At 48.4% G+C, this 17,495-nt stretch carries 10 protein-coding genes; 9 read left to right on the plus strand and 1 reads right to left on the minus strand.

Annotated elements, in window-relative coordinates; translation table 11 throughout:
• The first annotated feature begins 10 nt into the window (after positions 1–10).
• The 8 genes from BLQ13_RS07015 to BLQ13_RS07050 all read left to right on the plus strand — a co-directional run bounded on the left by BLQ13_RS07015 (position 11) and on the right by BLQ13_RS07050 (position 14,793).
• Positions 11–1,366: a diaminobutyrate--2-oxoglutarate transaminase gene (locus BLQ13_RS07015; RefSeq protein ID WP_090917517.1), complete on the plus strand. Its 1,356-nt coding sequence runs from the start codon at positions 11–13 to the stop codon at positions 1,364–1,366.
• Complete coding sequence (locus BLQ13_RS07020; RefSeq protein ID WP_090917519.1) at positions 1,360–2,814, plus strand: MFS transporter; 1,455 nt, start codon at positions 1,360–1,362, stop codon at positions 2,812–2,814. The genes BLQ13_RS07015 and BLQ13_RS07020 overlap by 7 nt, the downstream gene beginning before the upstream one ends.
• Positions 2,771–4,504, plus strand: coding sequence for an IucA/IucC family protein (locus BLQ13_RS07025; protein WP_244159249.1), 1,734 nt, complete (start codon positions 2,771–2,773; stop codon positions 4,502–4,504). Before BLQ13_RS07020 ends, BLQ13_RS07025 begins: the two co-directional genes overlap by 44 nt.
• Positions 4,479–6,512 carry an IucA/IucC family protein gene (locus BLQ13_RS07030; RefSeq protein ID WP_244159242.1) on the plus strand — a complete coding sequence of 678 codons (2,034 nt, stop codon included), beginning with the start codon at positions 4,479–4,481 and terminating at the stop codon, positions 6,510–6,512. The genes BLQ13_RS07025 and BLQ13_RS07030 overlap by 26 nt, the downstream gene beginning before the upstream one ends.
• Positions 6,509–7,285, plus strand: coding sequence for an HpcH/HpaI aldolase family protein (locus BLQ13_RS07035; RefSeq protein WP_090917523.1), 777 nt, complete (start codon positions 6,509–6,511; stop codon positions 7,283–7,285). The genes BLQ13_RS07030 and BLQ13_RS07035 overlap by 4 nt, the downstream gene beginning before the upstream one ends.
• Positions 7,282–8,544 carry a type III PLP-dependent enzyme gene (locus tag BLQ13_RS07040; RefSeq protein WP_090917525.1) on the plus strand — a complete coding sequence of 421 codons (1,263 nt, stop codon included), beginning with the start codon at positions 7,282–7,284 and terminating at the stop codon, positions 8,542–8,544. Before BLQ13_RS07035 ends, BLQ13_RS07040 begins: the two co-directional genes overlap by 4 nt.
• Complete coding sequence (locus BLQ13_RS07045; protein ID WP_244159243.1) at positions 8,504–10,495, plus strand: IucA/IucC family protein; 1,992 nt, start codon at positions 8,504–8,506, stop codon at positions 10,493–10,495. Before BLQ13_RS07040 ends, BLQ13_RS07045 begins: the two co-directional genes overlap by 41 nt.
• A 668-nt stretch (positions 10,496–11,163) precedes the next feature.
• The gene (locus BLQ13_RS07050) at positions 11,164–14,793 is read left to right on the plus strand and encodes a glycoside hydrolase family 2 TIM barrel-domain containing protein (RefSeq protein WP_090917528.1); all 3,630 of its coding nucleotides are present in this window, start codon (positions 11,164–11,166) and stop codon (positions 14,791–14,793) included.
• A 234-nt stretch (positions 14,794–15,027) separates the two neighbouring features.
• Here the strand turns inward: BLQ13_RS07050 and BLQ13_RS07055 are convergent, their stop codons facing one another.
• On the minus strand, positions 15,028–16,659 hold the full coding sequence (locus BLQ13_RS07055; RefSeq protein ID WP_090917530.1) for a stalk domain-containing protein: 1,632 nt from the start codon (positions 16,657–16,659) through the stop codon (positions 15,028–15,030).
• Between the two features lie 196 nt (positions 16,660–16,855).
• Here BLQ13_RS07055 and BLQ13_RS07060 point away from each other — a divergent pair, with 196 nt between their 5' ends.
• Entirely contained in the window at positions 16,856–17,332 is a 477-nt protein-coding gene (locus BLQ13_RS07060) for a DUF4362 domain-containing protein (protein WP_090917532.1), read from the plus strand.
• Positions 17,333–17,495 lie beyond the last annotated feature (163 nt).

Genomic DNA, 17,495 nt, shown 5'->3' on the forward strand with positions numbered 1-17,495 from the left:
TTAGAGAGTTATGTCAGTAGAGGTTCAGACGGAATACCTGAAGCTTCAGAACGAAAAGGAGTCCAACGCACGAGCGTACCCACGGCATTTCCCGCTCGTCATCAGCAAAGCTCAAGGCATCAAGATCACGGATACGGAAGGCCGTGAGTATTACGATTGCTTGGCAGGTGCGGGGACACTCGCGCTTGGACATAACCATGAATCAGTCATTGGTGCTATTCGGGATGTTCTGGATCAGCAGATTCCATTACATACACTCGATTTGGCGACACCACTTAAGCTTTCGTTTATGCAAGAGATATTCTCTTTACTGCCCGAAGAGATGCGGGATACATCCAAAATCCAGTTCTGCGGTCCAACGGGGGCGGATGCGGTCGAGGCCGCAATTAAACTGGTTAAGCATGCCACAGGCGGGAAGTCCATTCTGGCTTTCCAAGGTGGATATCACGGTTCAACCCAAGCGACGATGTCCATGAGCGGCAATTTGAGTAAAAAGAAAAACCTGCAAAGTCTCCTGCCGGATGTACATTTCTTGCCATTTCCTTATGAATATCGTTGTCCGTTTGGGGTTGGTGAAGGCATGACCGCCCGATTAAGTGCACAGTATATCGAGAATTTACTGGATGATTGCGAGAGCGGAATAGCTGCACCGTGCGGAGTGATCGTAGAAACGGTACAGGGCGAGGGTGGAGCGATTCCTGCAGATATTGGGTGGCTGAAAGAGTTACGCCGAATTACTGCGGAACGAAATATTCCGCTCATTATTGACGAAGTGCAGACTGGCATTGCACGTACGGGGCGGATGTTTTCGTTTGAACATGCGGGCATTGTGCCTGATGTCATTATTTGCTCCAAAGCCGTAGGTGGCAGTCTTCCCATGTCGGTTGTGATCTATAAGGAGGAGCTGGATCAGTGGAAACCCGGTGCGCATACGGGCACATTTCGTGGCAATCAGCTGGCCATGGCAGCAGGTCTAGCCACGCTCCGTTATATTCGGGAGCAGAATGTGATGCAGAACGTGCATCTGCGTAGTGAGCAGTTCATGGCAAGGTTACAGGCGATGAAAAGCCGTTTTGCCGAAATTGGCGATGTTCGTGGCCGCGGGCTAATGATCGGTGTTGAAGTGGTTAACCCGCAAGGGGGCAAGGACCGTCTTGGACATTTTCTACAGCACGGTGAACTAGCGTCTGTCATTCAGCAGCAATGTTTCCGTAATGGACTCATTGTGGAAGTCGGCGGACGTCATTCTGCGGTTGTGCGTTTCTTGCCGCCGCTGAATATTACGGAGAAGGAAGCAGGCGAGGTACTGGCGATCTTTGAACAATCGGTATCGGAAGCCATTGCAATAACGGCAGCTTTATGCTGAGTGTATCACTGCTTCGGCGGCATGCGGTTTTACTTGCCATTCTGCTGGGAGCCTTCACGCTTGTGCTTACCAACAGTGCCTTTAACCTGCTGCTTCCGTATTTTATCGAATATTATGACATTTCCGCCACGGCGGGCGGCTGGATCATTGCCCTGTATATGCTCGCCATGACATTAACGATGCCGCTGGCTTCCCTGGTCGTAGATCGGCTGGGACGTAAGCGGACTTATATGCTCGGTATTTGCATCTATGGGGTATTTTCGGTGCTCGGAGCATTGCTCCATTCCTATATTGAAGTATTGCTACTTGTAAGGTTCATGCATGGTGTGGCAGCTGGCCTGATGATTCCTTTATCCCTTGTGTTGCTGTTCGATGTCTACGGCCCGGAGGTTCGAGGACGCATTACGGGTGCATGGGGACTGCTGCTGATGCTAGCTCCTGCGGCTGGACCGACCCTTGGCGGATTTATCATTCAGTATGGAAGGCTGGAGATGCTGTTCTGGCTGAATGTACCCTTGGCTGTTTTTTCATTGATCGGCTGTGGACGAGTGATTCAAGCCTACACACCTGCTCGCAGGAAAAAGTGGCATCCATCCAGTGTGATGCGGCTTGTTAGCGCAGTGGGGGCACTCAGTCTGGGCGTACAGGTGTACGCCAGCCCGGGAGTAGCGCCATGGATACCCTGGGCAATAATTGCCCTTGGTGTGGTGTTACTTGTTCGCTTTATCCAGGTTGAAAATACACGTGATGAACCGCTGATCCGTTATTCGTTACTGCGGAGAAAAGGTGTATTTCCTCTTACCGTTCTGATCTCCACGATCCAGGATTGTGTCATGTTTGGCGTGATTTTTGCGCTTCCCCTGCTTTTTCAGGAGGTATTTCAGTTGTCTCCGGCGCTTTCCGGTGTCTTGTTCATTCCGCTCTCCATCTCCACGAGTCTGTTCATGTGGGTCGGAGGAAACTTGCTGGATCGCGGGCGGTCACTTCAGTTTATTGCTTGGGGCACATTGCTGGTATCGATATCTATTCTGACGTTTGCCTTTCTGCCCATGGAGGCGTCCATATGGATCATCGGGGTGCTCATGGCGTGCCGGGGCATTGGCGTAGGCCTGTCCGGTATGAGCATTTCTGCAATTGGACTGCAGGCATTACCTGAGGAAGACATGCATGAAGGATCGGTGCTGTCCACAACGATTGAACGACTGGCTTCATCGTTTGCAGTCATGGGCATGACGCTGTATTACGATATGCGCTGGCAATGGCTCGCCGAACATGGAAGATCGATTGAGTTAGCGAAATGGGGAGCCGTTAAAGAAATATGCGTAGGTCTTGGTTGTGCCATTCTGCTGACGTTACCTCTAGTCTTACTTATAACTCGAAAGAAGGTTGGCTTCATTGTTCAAAATGGAAAACAAACTCCGGTCCAAGGCGGAGCAACAGGCCGATGAGCATTCCTGCAAGTTGCTACTGAACTGTTATATCCGTGAGCTTGGGCCGAAAAAAGCTGAACATATGCAGCTTAACCCGGATACGCTGACGTATACGATTGCTTTTCCAACCAGCCGTGTAAGCGTGATGGGGTTGCTATCCTACTACTCGGCGATGGGGGAGCATGAATATCTCAGCATGAACTGGAATGGACAAGCCGTGCATAGCCGGGATCTGGTACGCTGGATCGCTTCTGAAATTAGTGGAGATCAAGGTCGGGGAGCCGAACGCGTTCGTGAATTTACTCAAAAAGTGGAGAACAGTGTGGCTAACATGACCTTGTACATGGAGCAGGCGTCCGATCTCGAGATATATGACTATATTACCTCTGAACAATCCCTGCTGTACGGTCACCCGTTTCATCCTTTTCCGAAAAACTCCAAAGGTTTTACTGCCACGGATGTACAGCGATACAGTCCAGAACTTCGAACCTCATTTCAGCTCTGTTACATCGCCGTAAGGCAGGATGTGTATACAGAGGAATGGGTACAACATGCAGACAAAATGGATCTGCATCAGCTTCTGGGAAGCCATGAATGGTCTGTCTCCAAAGAAAAGCTGGCCATGTATGGGATTGTGCCAATCCATCCGTGGCAGTATGCGTATATCTCCGGTCTGGACGAGGTGCAGTCCTATATCGTTGAAGAAAAGATATTATTGCTCGGCCAGGCAGGGCCCCTTGCCTATCCGACTTCTTCCGTACGTACAGTATACATTCCGGACTGGAACTGCAACATCAAGCTGTCGCTGCATATGCAGATTACGAATATGATTCGCACCAATAGTGCCGAGCAGATGCGGCGGACACTGGATGCGTCCAACTATGTGTGGCAACAGGGCTGTTTCGAAGCGGAGCCTTGTACCCATATCGCATATGAGACAGGTGTAGCGACATGTAAGTTTGAGGACGAAGAACTTACCCGACTATTCACCGTTGCTTATCGTCCGATTGAGTTCGACGTTGCGAGTACCTATGTATTGTCCAGTCTGGTGGAGTCGCCGTTGCCAGGAGCACCCTCCCGCTTAGTGACCATGCTGTGTGGTAGACAGGATGATGCCGATATCGTTGATCGTGACAAGGTAGAGCAGTGGCTGTCACGATACTTGGACTGTTCACTGTTGCCGCTTGTGCGGGCGGCTGGAGAGAAAGGCATTCATTTTGAAGCCCATTTGCAGAATACGTTAGTGACGCTGGAGCAGGGCATGCCGGTTGCTTTTATCGTACGTGATCTGGAAGGGGTCAGTGTAGATGAGCAGCTAGTGGATGGATGGCAGCGGCATGAGCAGAGGGAGATTCTAAGTTCAAAAGTGTCCGAGCTGTTACGTTATTCGCGTGAGAAGGCATGGGCGCGAACCTCGTATTATTTTATCGTGAACCATCTGGGATCGTTAATTCATGTATTGGCTCGGGATGTGAACGTATCGGAGGAATACTTCTGGATGCAGGTGCGTGAGGTGCTTCAGAAAGAATTAGCACGAACAGGTAACGCTTATGTGGAGCATCTGCTGACTGCAGACGCTTTTCTGGCCAAACAAAATCTGGTGAGTTGTCTCACGGGCATTAGTCAAACTCCGGCTTATGTGCCGGTAGGTAACGTCATGAAACGTTTAGGGAGTGAAGCACGTGAGATTCGTGGAAATCGGCAATGAGGCAGAAGAGAAGAAGGAAAGTAAACCAGCAGAAATGTTAAAAACAGAGACAACTGAAATAAGCGGAACAAGTGGAACAAATAAGATTAACAGCACGAGTGAACGAAGCGGAAAAAAAGAACAAAACGAACCTAATGAATCACACGAATCACCCCAATCAAATGAATCACATCAACCAAACATAGCGGGTAAAGGACGTAGAATGCCAAATGACAACGCAGTCCCTGTGTACGTGGAAGTTCAGGAGCGAATCATACGCCAGGCGCTGGAAGCGATGTGGTTTGAGGGTATTTTGGATCGTCAGGTGAACGGGAGTGAGTGGTCGACCTGCGGTGTTACTGCAACTGGTGAATCCGTGGTGTATTCGTGTGATGCAGAGCAGAAGTTTTCATTTGCGCGGGTGAAGGTGAAGGCCGGGTCGATCAAGCGCGAAGGCGTGGTCTGCACGGATCTGGATATGTTTTTGGAAGAGATGGTACTGAATCGTTTGCAGGGTGCGAAACTGACGGCATTTGTTCAGGAATTGCAAGAAACGATGGCTAAAGACAGTCAGTGCCGGGCTTTGTTGCCTCTTCGCATTCCGGCAGAGGATCGTCACTACGATGCGCTGGAAAGTCATATGACTGATGGTCATCTGTATCATCCGAGCTACAAGTCCAGGTTGGGATTCTCGCTGAAAGACAATCTCGCCTACGGCCCCGAGTTCAATGCCGACGTTCCACTCGTTTGGGTTGCGGTGAGAAAAGAATTGGCTCAAGCGGCTACATCCGATGGATATGAACTGACAGCACTGCTGGAACAGCATCTGACCAAAGAGGATTTGCAGCAATTCCGTCAAGTGATTTCAGACAAAACGGCTTCCTTACATATGGATGCTTACGTATTCATTCCGATTCATCCGTGGCAGTGGGAGCACGCGATCGAATCCATATTTGCCAAACAACTAATGGATGGAGACATCATATATCTGGGGGCTTCGGCCTCAGCCTATCGTGCGCAACAATCCATTCGTTCCCTCTCGAATCGTGAAAACCCAGAAGCACCTTACATCAAGCTGGCTTTAAGTATTACGAACACATCTAGCACACGTATTCTTGCCCAACATACGACGCAAAACGCCCCCCTGATTAGTGACTGGCTGGATCAACTGGTACGCGAGGATGAGGTGTTACAGCGGGAGCAGTTTGCCATTTTAAAAGAAATCATGGGTCTTTCGTTCCGTTATGAACAATTACCTGTTACGCAGTACGGCCGCGCTTACGGCACTCTGGGAGCGATCTGGCGGGAGAATGTATCCGTTCACCTGAATGAGGGCGAGACGGCTTGGCCACTGAATGCTCTTATGCTGGTGCAACGAAACGGGGTTCCTTTTATTCAGGAGGCGATCGAGCGACATGGGGTTCAGCTATGGGCAGAGGCCTTGGTGCATACACTTACACTGCCTGTTATTCATCTTTTGTATGCGCACGGAATTGCGTTTGAATGCCATGCCCAGAATATCATTTTGGTGTTGGAAAATGAGTTGCCGAAACGCATCATCCTGAAAGATTTACATGATGGCGTTCGTTATGTCCCGGATCAGCTACTACACCCGGAACGTGCACCGAAGCTGCATCCTGAACCGGAAACTCATCGCAAATTCAATCGATATTCGTTCATCTATGCTGGTGATGTGTCGGAGGTTCGTGATTATACGTACGATGCGTTCTTTTTTATCTGCATGACGGATATTGCGCTATCACTGGAGCCATATGGTTTGTCCGAAGAAGCCTTTTGGCAACTGTGTGCCGGAGTGATTATGGGTTATCAGCAGCAACATCCCGAGTATGCGGAGCGGTTTGATATGTTTAACCTTTTGGCAGAGGATGCCCTGATTGAAGAGATGACGAAGCGGCGTTTGTATGGGGATGGGGAATTATATTTCCGCAAAACAAACAATCCACTCCGGTTAGCCAAGGATATGCTTGAACAGAAGGATGAAGACGAACAGAAGGCAACAAACCGATGAGGAAAAATACACTTCAGGAAAAGATTGCTCGCAAACAGCAGGTATTCGGCTTATTTGTATCTATTCCACATCCGATCATCATCGAGATGATTGGTCATGCCAACTATGATTTTGTCATCATTGATCTGGAGCATACGGCAACGTCGATGGAATCGGTAGAAGAGATGATAAGAGCCGCCGAACTGGTTGGTATTACACCACTTGTACGTATTGCGAAGGTCGAGCGCACGGAAATTCTAAAGGTACTGGACTGCGGGGCACAGGGGATCGTGATCCCTCATGTGGAGACGCTCTCGCAAGTGAAAGAAGCCGTACATCATGCATATTACCATCCATTGGGTATGCGTAGTCTTAACAGTGGACGTCCAGGTGTATTCGGTAAATTTCCGCTAACGGAGTACATTACGGAAGCCAACTCGCAGGTGATGATCGTACCGATGATTGAAAGTGTGAAAGGCGTGCGTCAGAGCTCGGAGATTTTATCTCATCCGCAGGTGAGCTTTGTGCTGGAAGGTGCAGCGGACTTATCACAATCACTTGGTGTGCCTTGGCAGACCAACCACCCGGATGTGAGAGAAGCACTAGGTGTATTGTACGAGAACGCGCAACAATTCGGCGTACCTTATGCAACAGTCACCCGAGGAATGGAAGATATGGCGGTATGGCGTGAGCGTGGTGTGCACATCTATGTGCTTGGAGATGACCGGAATACGGCATTTCGGGCCTACGCCCAAAAGCGGAATGACTATGGAAGCGCAGGTGGACAGTTATGAAAACCAGTGTACAGCAAGCCTTAGATGTGATCCAACGCGAAAATAATGAACCGATCTGCGCGTACATTTACGATCTGGCAGGTATGCAGGAGCAGGTACGTGGTATGTTGCAAACGATGCCATGGAATACGAAGTTATTTTATGCTATCAAAGCCAATCCCGATCCACGCATTATTGAAGCGCTACTTCCATTGGTGAAGGGTTTCGAGGTGGCATCTATTGGCGAGCTGCTCAAGGTTCGGGCGGTGAGCCAGGAAGTTCCAATCCTGTTTGGCGGCCCGGGTAAGAAGGAGAGCGAGCTGAAGCTGGCGATCGAGCATAACGTGAGTTATATCCATGTAGAGAGCCTGCTGGAGTTGCGCCGTATCATTGCGATTGCCAAAGAGAGAGGGCAACAGAAGCCCGAGGTGCGTGTGTTGCTCCGCATCAATTTGAGAAGTAACACCTTGCCACGGACCAAAATTGTTATGGGTGGCGGCCCTAGTCCTTTTGGTATTGATGAAGAGTCGGTGGACGAAGCGATTGAACTGATTCGTGTGGAAGGCGCGGGTGCGGTTCGGTTATGCGGATTCCATTTCCACTCCCTGTCGAACAATATGGACGCAAGGCTACATGCCGAGATGATCGAGCTATATTTGCAAAAGGTGGAGCGCTGGCAACAGCAGTATAACTTGCAGGTAGACTTTGTCAATGCAGGCGGAGGCTTTGGTGTGACATATGACGGGAGTCCGGGCTTTGACTGGTCGTTGTTTACCACGCTTTTGCAGCAGAGTGAAGCTAGAAATCGTCTGGCTACCCGAGGTGGAGAGTTGTTTTTTGAATCAGGTCGCTTGTTAGTGGCAGATCACGGTTATTATGCAACCGAGGTAACGGATATTAAACGTTCGCACGGACAGATGTTTGTCATTTTAAGGGGAGGTACACATCATCATCGGCTGCCTGCGTCATGGGGACATAATCATCCTTTCCACATTGTATATACGGATCGATGGGAGCATGAGTTTACAAGACCCGAGGTGCGGGGAGAGCGAGCCCATATTGTAGGTGAATTATGTACGCCGAAGGATCGGATGTACTCCGATGCAGAGATTGATTGTTTAAGAGTCGGCGATGTGATTGTGTTCGAAAAATCCGGTGCGTACGCCTGGACGATCTCGCATCATGATTTTCTGGGGCATCCGCACCCGGCATTCCACTATTTGATGGAGGGTGATGAACATGTCAACGTTAATGCAACGTTCCAGTCGGCAAACTGCTGAACAGCAGGTGATGTCCGATCTGATGAATAGCCTGCTCGCTGAGCAGTTACTTCCACTGCAAGGTCACCGTTTTGTTGATTTTGCTAATGCACCTGCACAGCTTCGACAGTTATATCAGCGGTTTGCTCAATGGGAAAAGGGTAGCGCGAAGAAACATGTACATGGTCACATTGTCGATGAGCAGAACAAGAGTGGGTATAACTCCAATGAGTATAACTTTACGCTGGATAATTTCAGTGAGAGTAACTCTACTGAGGATCATGCTAGTGCTCAGGATACGTCCGCAGTTACGCTACCTTTCAGTCTGGGTTTGCATACCGAAGGAGTACTTTGTCTGGTTGAAAACGGAGTAAGGCAAGGCATTCAGTGGGTTCAGGGATCACCGATCTATCAGCAACAATCGGATGGAAGCTGGACGATGCTGGATACTCCGGCGGCCGTGGGGCGGGCGGTATTACAACGGGTATTATCCGAAGATGAATTTAAGCAGCCGGGTGTGGCAGATTTTCTGGCAAGTTTGGACCTGGCTGTAGAACAGTACGAACTTGGCTGGGATCAGGTTCAGACGTTGTCTGCTTATCATCCGAAGTCCGCATATGAATGGTTTGTGAAAAGTGAGCGTATTGCTGCGCTTCGGGATCGCCCGTTCCATCCTTCCTCCAAAGCGAAGGTTGGATTCAGCGCCGAAGATGTTAAGGTATACGCAGCCGAGTTCGGTAAGGAGATTCGATTGCGCTGGGTAGCGATCAAGCGGGATGCTGTGCAACAAGGTTGTGAAGACGGCTTGTCAATTCTGGATATGCTGTATGATGCTCAGCGAGAGGAAGTTCAGGCTGAATGCTCTCGCAGAGGTTTGTCGATGGACGAGTACTTGCCTATGCCCGTGCATCCTTGGCAGCTGGAACACATCATTTTGCCGCGATTTACGAAAGAAATCGTAGAAGGCAGCATTGTGGTGCTGGATGTGCAGATCGGAGATGTATTTGCTACGTCATCTCTGCGGTCGATGGCTCAAGCGGCTGAGTCTGCACTCATGCTCAAGTTGCCCGTTAGTGTGCTGTCGCTCGGTGCCGCGCGATATCTTCCGGTTGTTAAGCTGCTGAATGGACTTGTGGGAGAGAAGATGTTAAGGCAGGCAGTGGCTTGCGACGAGACATTGAAAGACAAAGTATACATGTGTGAGGAGCAGAACTGGTGGGGCTTCATGCCGGAGTCCATGGGATTGTTCGACGATCACCCGAGACATCTGGCAGCACAAATTCGTGTCTATCCCGCCGAATTGTTGGATGATGCCTACAAAATTGTGCCGATGGCTGCACTCGGCGTAAATCTGGATGGGCACCATCTGCTCACCGAAATCATGGGCAGGAACCTGAGTGTAGAAGATGTTCTGGAGTTCTACAATCAAATTGCGACTACATTCTATGATATCGTGATGCGTTTGTTCAAGGTGGGGGTTGTACCGGAGATTCATGGTCAGAACTGCTGTCTGGTGTTAGAGCATAATCAGGTGAAGGGACTATTATTCCGGGATCATGACTCTGTGCGTTTGCATCAACCGTATCTGGACAAGCACGGAATTGCTGATCCGGGATATCATATTCGTCCGGGTTATTCGAACAGTCTCTATAATGAGACGATTCAGAAGCTGGTTTTTTATGTGCAGTCCCTTGGAACGCAGGTGAATCTGGCTGCGATCATGGAGGCGATGAGCGAAGTGTACAACATCCCGGAAACGAAGTTCTGGGAGATCACGGAGCAAGCCTGGCGGGAAGCGTTGCACAAGGTGCAGCTTCCCGAGACGGATCGGTCCACGCTGGAGCGCGTGATCTTCGAGAGCGAGGCGTGGCCTGTGAAGTTAGTTGTCCGTCCGCTACTTGAAGCGGACGGTGTGCCAGGCGCGATGCCATCGGGCAAAGGCCAAGGGTGGAACCCTTTTTACAAGGCGTAGGATTGGATGGGAGTATTCCTCCGATAACTTAACAACGCTAACGATCTCAGATGAGCTTATTGGAGTGATATAGGGTCCTCTGGAATTCTAACGATCACCAGGGAGCTTATTTCGCAAAAAACATAGGTTTATCGCCTGTTTTCACTTCCTTTTCTCAAAATAGGGTTCCCTGTGATCGTTAGAAAATAAAACGGTGTGATTCTGCCCAAATAGCGTCTCTGGTGATCGTTAGAAAAAGGGATAGGTGGTAAGGGGAGGGGCTGAAGTTAGCGAGGCTTAATTAGAGAGCCGTGATTAGAGAGATAAGACGGGGAACGTAAAACAGAATTTCAACTGATATCAGCCATCTAGAGGTGGCCCGTGCGCGGGTTGCCTTCTTTTTTTGCCTTTTTTTGATGTTGGTTTCGTCGTAGATCGTGAGATCAGAATAAGGTAGCATGCAAGAAAAGATTGACGTAAAGAATGAAGGTGAGGGATGAAAACGTTCACTTTTTTGTTTGATTAGTTAGATTAAATTACGTTACAAAGATGAGAGAAATGGTATAATTATTGCATTGTTAACTAGCAAAAAGAATTTTTTATCATTTTACGAAAAGGTTTTCGATTTGAAAGCGGAATTAGGCTGTTTAACGTAATAACTATTCAACCAGAAGAGAGTGAGAGATGGCATGAATGCGAAGAGACTTTTTAATAACGGATGGCAATTTGCCAAAAGTGATTTAAGCGTTACAAAGCGGACGGAGTCTAATACAGATACTGATCTTACTAAAGATGCGGATTCTACTGAGCAAACTAATCTCAATGAGCCAACGGATCGGTTTGACCCTATTGATCTGACTGAGCTTTCCTTCGAGGCGGTTGAGCTCCCTCACGATTGGCTGATCTACAATACGCTGGATTTATATGAGAACAGTATTGGGTGGTATCGCAAGACGTTTGAATATACGAAGGATGAGCAACAGGTGATTCTGTGTTTCGACGGGGTATACATGGATTCATCCATATATGTGAATGGGCAGTTTGTTGGGGAGTGGAAGTATGGTTACTCTGCGTTTGAGCACGAAATTACGAATGCGTTGTTGGACGGGGTTAACGAAATTTTGGTCAAAGTTGTGCATCAGAGTCCGAACAGCAGATGGTATTCCGGGGCGGGTATCTATCGTAATGTGTGGCTGAAAACGAGGAGTCGCAATCACATCGTAACGGACGGCATCTATGTTTCCATAGAGCAGCAACCCGATGGTTGGCAGGTGGAGGTAGATACAGAGCTGTGTCTGGAACAGAATCAGCGTGCGCAGTTGGTGCATACGATTCTGTACAACGGTGAAGTCATTGCATCCTCTCAGGCGGAGATGGTGGCGAGCGCTATAGATGAAGGTGTTGAAGCACATGAACATCCAATTCAGTTTACAAACAGCCAGCAGCTTAACGTCCTTAATCCCAACTTATGGAGCCCGGATAAACCCCATTTATATGATCTCGTAACAGAACTACGTCTGATCTCGGGAGAGCAACATGAGGAGCTTATCGAGTCTGTTCCACAGCGGATCGGGTTCAAACAGGTCAGACTGGATGCCAGCGAAGGCTTCTATCTCAACGGTGTCAAAATGAAATTGAACGGTGTCTGCGAACACCATGATCTCGGCGCATTAGGGTCTGCGTTTAATGTGGCAGCGCTGAGAAGAAGGTTTGTTTTGCTGAAAAATATGGGAGTCAATGCGATTCGAACCGCGCATAACATGCCGGCGAAAGAGTTCATGGAACTGGCTGATGAGATGGGTATGCTGGTGGTGTCCGAAGCATTTGATATGTGGGAACGGGCGAAGACGCCGTATGACTATGCCAGGTTTTTCAAGGAGTGGGCACATGGCGACGTAAGAAGTTGGGTGAGACGTGATCGGAATCACGTCAGTCTGATCATGTGGAGTATCGGGAACGAAATCTATGATACCCATGCGGATGAGCGTGGGCAGGAAGTGACGCGCATGCTGATGGAGTATGTGCAGGAATTTGATCCGAAAGGAAACGCACGGGTGACGATTGGTTCGAACTACATGCCTTGGGAAAATGCCCAGAAATGTGCGGATATCGTGAAGCTCGCTGGCTATAACTATGCGGAAAAATATTATGACCAGCATCATGCCGAACATCCGGACTGGATTATCTATGGTAGTGAGACCTCTTCAGTTGTGCAAAGTCGGGGCATTTATCACTTCCCTTATGAACAACCCGTTCTGGACGATGATGACGAGCAGTGCTCGGCACTCGGAAACAGCACGACCAGTTGGGGAGCGAAATCGCCGGAGTATTGCATCATCGCTGAGCGCGATCATCCGTTTTCCTTGGGGCAATTCCTTTGGACAGGGTTTGACTATATTGGCGAACCGACGCCGTATCATACGAAAAATTCGTATTTTGGACAGCTGGACACAGCCACGTTCCCGAAAGACTCGTATTACATCTATCAAGCCGCCTGGACGGATTATAAAAAAAGTCCAATGGTGCATATCTTCCCTTACTGGGATTTTAGCCCTGGTCAGATCATTGATGTTCGTGTGTGCAGTAATGCGCCCAAAATTGAATTAAAGCTCAATGGTGAAACCATCGGAACGTATGATATCGACCATGCCTATGGAACCCAGTTGTCCGGTTGGTGGAAAGTGCCGTTTGAAGAGGGTGAACTGAAAGCCATCGCATACGATGAGCATGGTACGGTGATTGCCACCGATGTACAGCGTTCTTTTACCGATGCGAAGAAGCTTCTTCTGCATGCTGATCGGCAGGAGCTCCAGTCCGATGGGAAAGACCTTATTTTTGTGGAAATTACGGTTGAAGATGAAGCAGGTCATCCCGTGCACAATGCCAATAACCGTGTGCAGGTGAAGGTGTCCGGTGCGGGACGTTTGCTCGGTCTGGATAACGGGGATAGCACGGACTATGACCCGTATAAAGGGCTTAGCAGAAGGTTGTTCAGCGGTAAGCTGATGGTGATTATTGGATCGACGAATGAGGCAGGAACAATTCAGGTCGAAGTGTCTTCGGAAGGACTAGAAGGAGCAACAGCTACATTCGGATCTAAGGTAGCGGATGTGGAGCGAGAATCCATAACAGTGGATGCAAAACCTGTCTTCATGAAAAATGAAAAGCGCCCGGTACTGACGGGTCACGCTCAGGAGATTCCTCTGCGCAAAATTGAAATCATCAGTGAATCAGGACAAATTCTTGATGCCTCTAACCCGGAAGTGATAGTTATAGCCAAACTGTACCCGGAAAATACTTCCTATCGGGATGTGCAATGGTCTGTTGTAAATGATGCTGGTATCGTGTCCAATATTGCCAAGGTAGAAGTGATCACTTCTGGAACGAGCGACGAGCCAGGTTCACAGAGTATAGACGTAGACGAGAAAAGGCATAGGGTCAGAGTATCAGCTATGGGCGACGGGGATTTCCGTTTGCGTGCAACCAGCAACAATGGTACAGACAAACCCAAACTCATCTCCCAACTGGAGTTCAAGGCAGAAGGTTTGGGTACAGCCTACAAAGATCCGTATGGATTTATCTCAGGTGGCCTGTATGACTATACCAAAGGTGATGTGGGCAACGGTAATGAACGTGGCGTAGCTACCAGCAGGGACAGCGAAACTCATGTGGGCTTTCGCAATATTGACTTCGGCCCATACGGCTCGGATACGATCACGATTCCCATTTTTGCGCTGTCGAGTGAAACATATTTCCTTCAAATCTGGGAAGGCATGCCGGGTGAAGAGGGCAATGTGATGATTGCCGATGTCGTGTACGACAAGGAATCGATATGGAATGTATACCAGGAGGAGACGTATCGTCTGTCCAAACGACTCAGCGGCATTACGTCGATCTGCTTTGTGCTGAAACAGAAGATTCATATTAAGGGCTTTTCATTTGAACGTCAAAGCAGGGCTTTTGAAACCAATGCAGCTGCGTCTTGCGATCATCTGTACGGAGATACGTTCACGATTGAGAACGACCGTGTGGCAGGCATCGGGAATAACGTTTCGCTGGAGTTTGAGCAGATGGACTTCACGAGTGAAGGTGCATCCAAACTAGTGATCTATGGCGCTTCAGCGATAGATAAAAACACGATTCATATCCGCTTCTCGGGTGCGAACGGGCAGAGCAACCAACTGGTGGAGTTTACTCAATCCGAAGGGTACGAGGAACGGACATTTGAATTAGAACCGGTATACGGGGAGCAAAAGGTAACTTTTATTTTTCTGCCAGGTAGTCAGTTTGACTTTGGCTGGTTCCGGTTCGAGAAGTAAATAAGGAAGAGCACATACACCTAAGTACCATGCACAAGGAAAGTACGAAAAATACAAGTTTATATCAGAAACCGCCTCTTGCATAAATAGATACAAAAATCCTCCTGAAATCTTAGATGCTGCTTCTTAACAGCTACTGATTTCAGGAGGATTTTTCAGTTCGTGTGTATGCTTAGCTTTCTAAGTTGGCTACAAGTGTTAACTAATTTGTCAATGTGCGGGTATTATCTTCCGTCAGTTCACTTCATCAATCGTTACTTTGGCGGTGTTACTATCCCAGGTTACGTCCAGCCCAAGCCCTCGCAACATGTCATAAGGTGCTGTGGTGGCTCCAGAGTAGTTGCCAATGGGTTCACGTAGCGATATAACCTGTTCTTCCTGCGGGTCAAGCTTATTTAAGGTGGATACCGTGTATTGCAGTTCATTCGGCTTGATCGTAATGATCCGATCGTTATATTTTAAGGTATAGTGACTTATTAATCCTACAGCAGTATGCACCTCAAATGTTGCTCCAAGTGCTAACGCAATCGTTTTGATCGGAAGTTGGAGCGTTCCACTCGTTTCTACTGCAGGATACACGGATTGTAGTAACTTGCCATTCACATAGATATCTGTACCTAGCTTAGCTTGAACAGGGATGTACACCATGCCTCCCGAAGATGTGGCCGGCGCGCCTGCCTCCTGATATTTGTCACCACCCCATCCCCAGACGTTTCCATCGGAGGAAAGTGCAAGACTATGGTAGTACCCGGCAGACACACCTTTGATATCCGATAACTGCTTTATTTTCCCTTGTTTGCCCGTTACGGTTTTTCCGAAGCTGTATACCTCGCCTTTTGTAGTCACCAGAAGTACATAATTGGAGCTTGCATCCAACGTTTTCACTTTAAGTTCGTGGTGGTATGGAATCCGTTTTCCTTGCACATCCATTCTCCAGACTCTACCTTTCGAATCGAGCGCCATCAGTTGCCCGCCTTTACTCGTGATGGACGTGATATTGGTGAGGCCTTTGACTGGCTTTGCTTTGGAAGGGAGACTGCCCGCTTTATCCGCTTCTTTCCATGTCCAGACAGAACCGTCTTTTTTTAGCGCATATCCATCGTAACCAGAAAGCGTCGTTTGCACGACATTTTTCAAACCGCTGATTCGGTGCAGGGTGGGCTTCTTCCCAGCCTCCTCGTTCATCGTGTTAGGAAGCTTCTGAGGTGGGGTCTGCCAGGATTGAACGGTACCATCCCGAAGGAGGGCTACACTCATGAAAGATCCTGCGGTAACATGTCTAGCATCGGTGATGCCAGGAACTTGACTGGGGGTTCTGCCATCTCCCCACTGCCACACGGTTCCGTCTGCTTGAACAGCTACACTGTATCCCCCACCGGAGTTAGAGATTGCTGTGACATTGGTTAAGTGCGGAATACGGACAGGACTGAATGTATGGCGATACCTCACCGTGTCGCTGATTCCCAGCTCTCCTAACAGGTTTCGTCCCCATGTCCATACAGAACCGTCACTTCTTAACGCCACCGTGTAATAGTAACCTCCTGCTACTTGAGTGTAGTGGAGCTCCTGAGCTGTATTGGAAGTTACAGAGGATTCGGGAGAGGAGCCTGAAGAGAAGCCTGAAGAGAAGGCCGAGACTGCTCGATCTGAAGCGCTCCCTGTGAAAGCCTGCTGGTCATTGGCTGCGTACGTAGTAGACACTGAAGGCAGCGTAGCTATGAGCAGAGTAGAGACAACACTAGCTGAAATGATGATTCTACTGAAGCGGCGAAGGGATGCACTTTGTTGCTTGCGGGCTAGATTGGCCAGCGAGGAAAAGGGTGCTTTTTCTGTTGTTACATGATTAGCTTGATTATCGGAATACATAAGATCGCCTCTTTTGGAAGGATGATGGTAAAAATGGAAGTGCTGTTAAATAAACGTAAGAACTAGCTCGAAGGTTACATGAATTGAAGAGATTTCACTAAAAAAGTTGCAGGAGATGTTGCAGAGTTTGGACATCCATTTTCAAAAAATGTAACTTATCCAGTCCAGGTCACGTTGTACATATGAGGTGATTGCAATGGGAAAATATTTTATTATGTTATGTTTGGCAGTTGTACTCGCAACAGGCTGTAGTCCGAATGATCCGCAGCAGACTGTCGATCCGGTAGAGAAGAAAAATCCTTTTCCTGCTATAGTTGAGCCGCATAACGGGGAGCAAGCAGAAAAAAGTGGAGATGTTGTCTTCCTCCATGGAGAGATGCGAAACCGAGAGAAGTGGGAGTCTTTTATGCAAAATGTGAAACAGAATCAACCGGACCACGTCCGGGTCACCATGTATACAATTGAAGGCGATCCGGTCATCCATGAGCTACTCTATGACGGTACGCTGTTTCAATCCACCTATGATGCGACAAGAGATAAGTATGGCTCCAGAGAAGAGATCATGACGAATACTTGCAAGGGATTGGAACTGACCAAAATGGAACGAGGAGAATCAGTGTACGTTTTAACCAATTGTGAGAAGCAAAATAGTTTCTACTTTCCAAAGATGTAGAAGAAAGATAAGAGTTACGAATGATGAATGTTTAAGAATGAACACTGAATGGCGCAGCGATGAAAAAAGGGTGCTCTGGTGGGATTCTTTTGGGATATGAACAGGTTTATATAGAGTAGGGTAGATTGTCGAAGTTTTATTTTTTCCTATGAAAGGGGTCATC

The sequence above is a fragment of the Paenibacillus polysaccharolyticus genome (assembly GCF_900102085.1).
Lineage (GTDB): Bacteria > Bacillota > Bacilli > Paenibacillales > Paenibacillaceae > Paenibacillus > Paenibacillus polysaccharolyticus.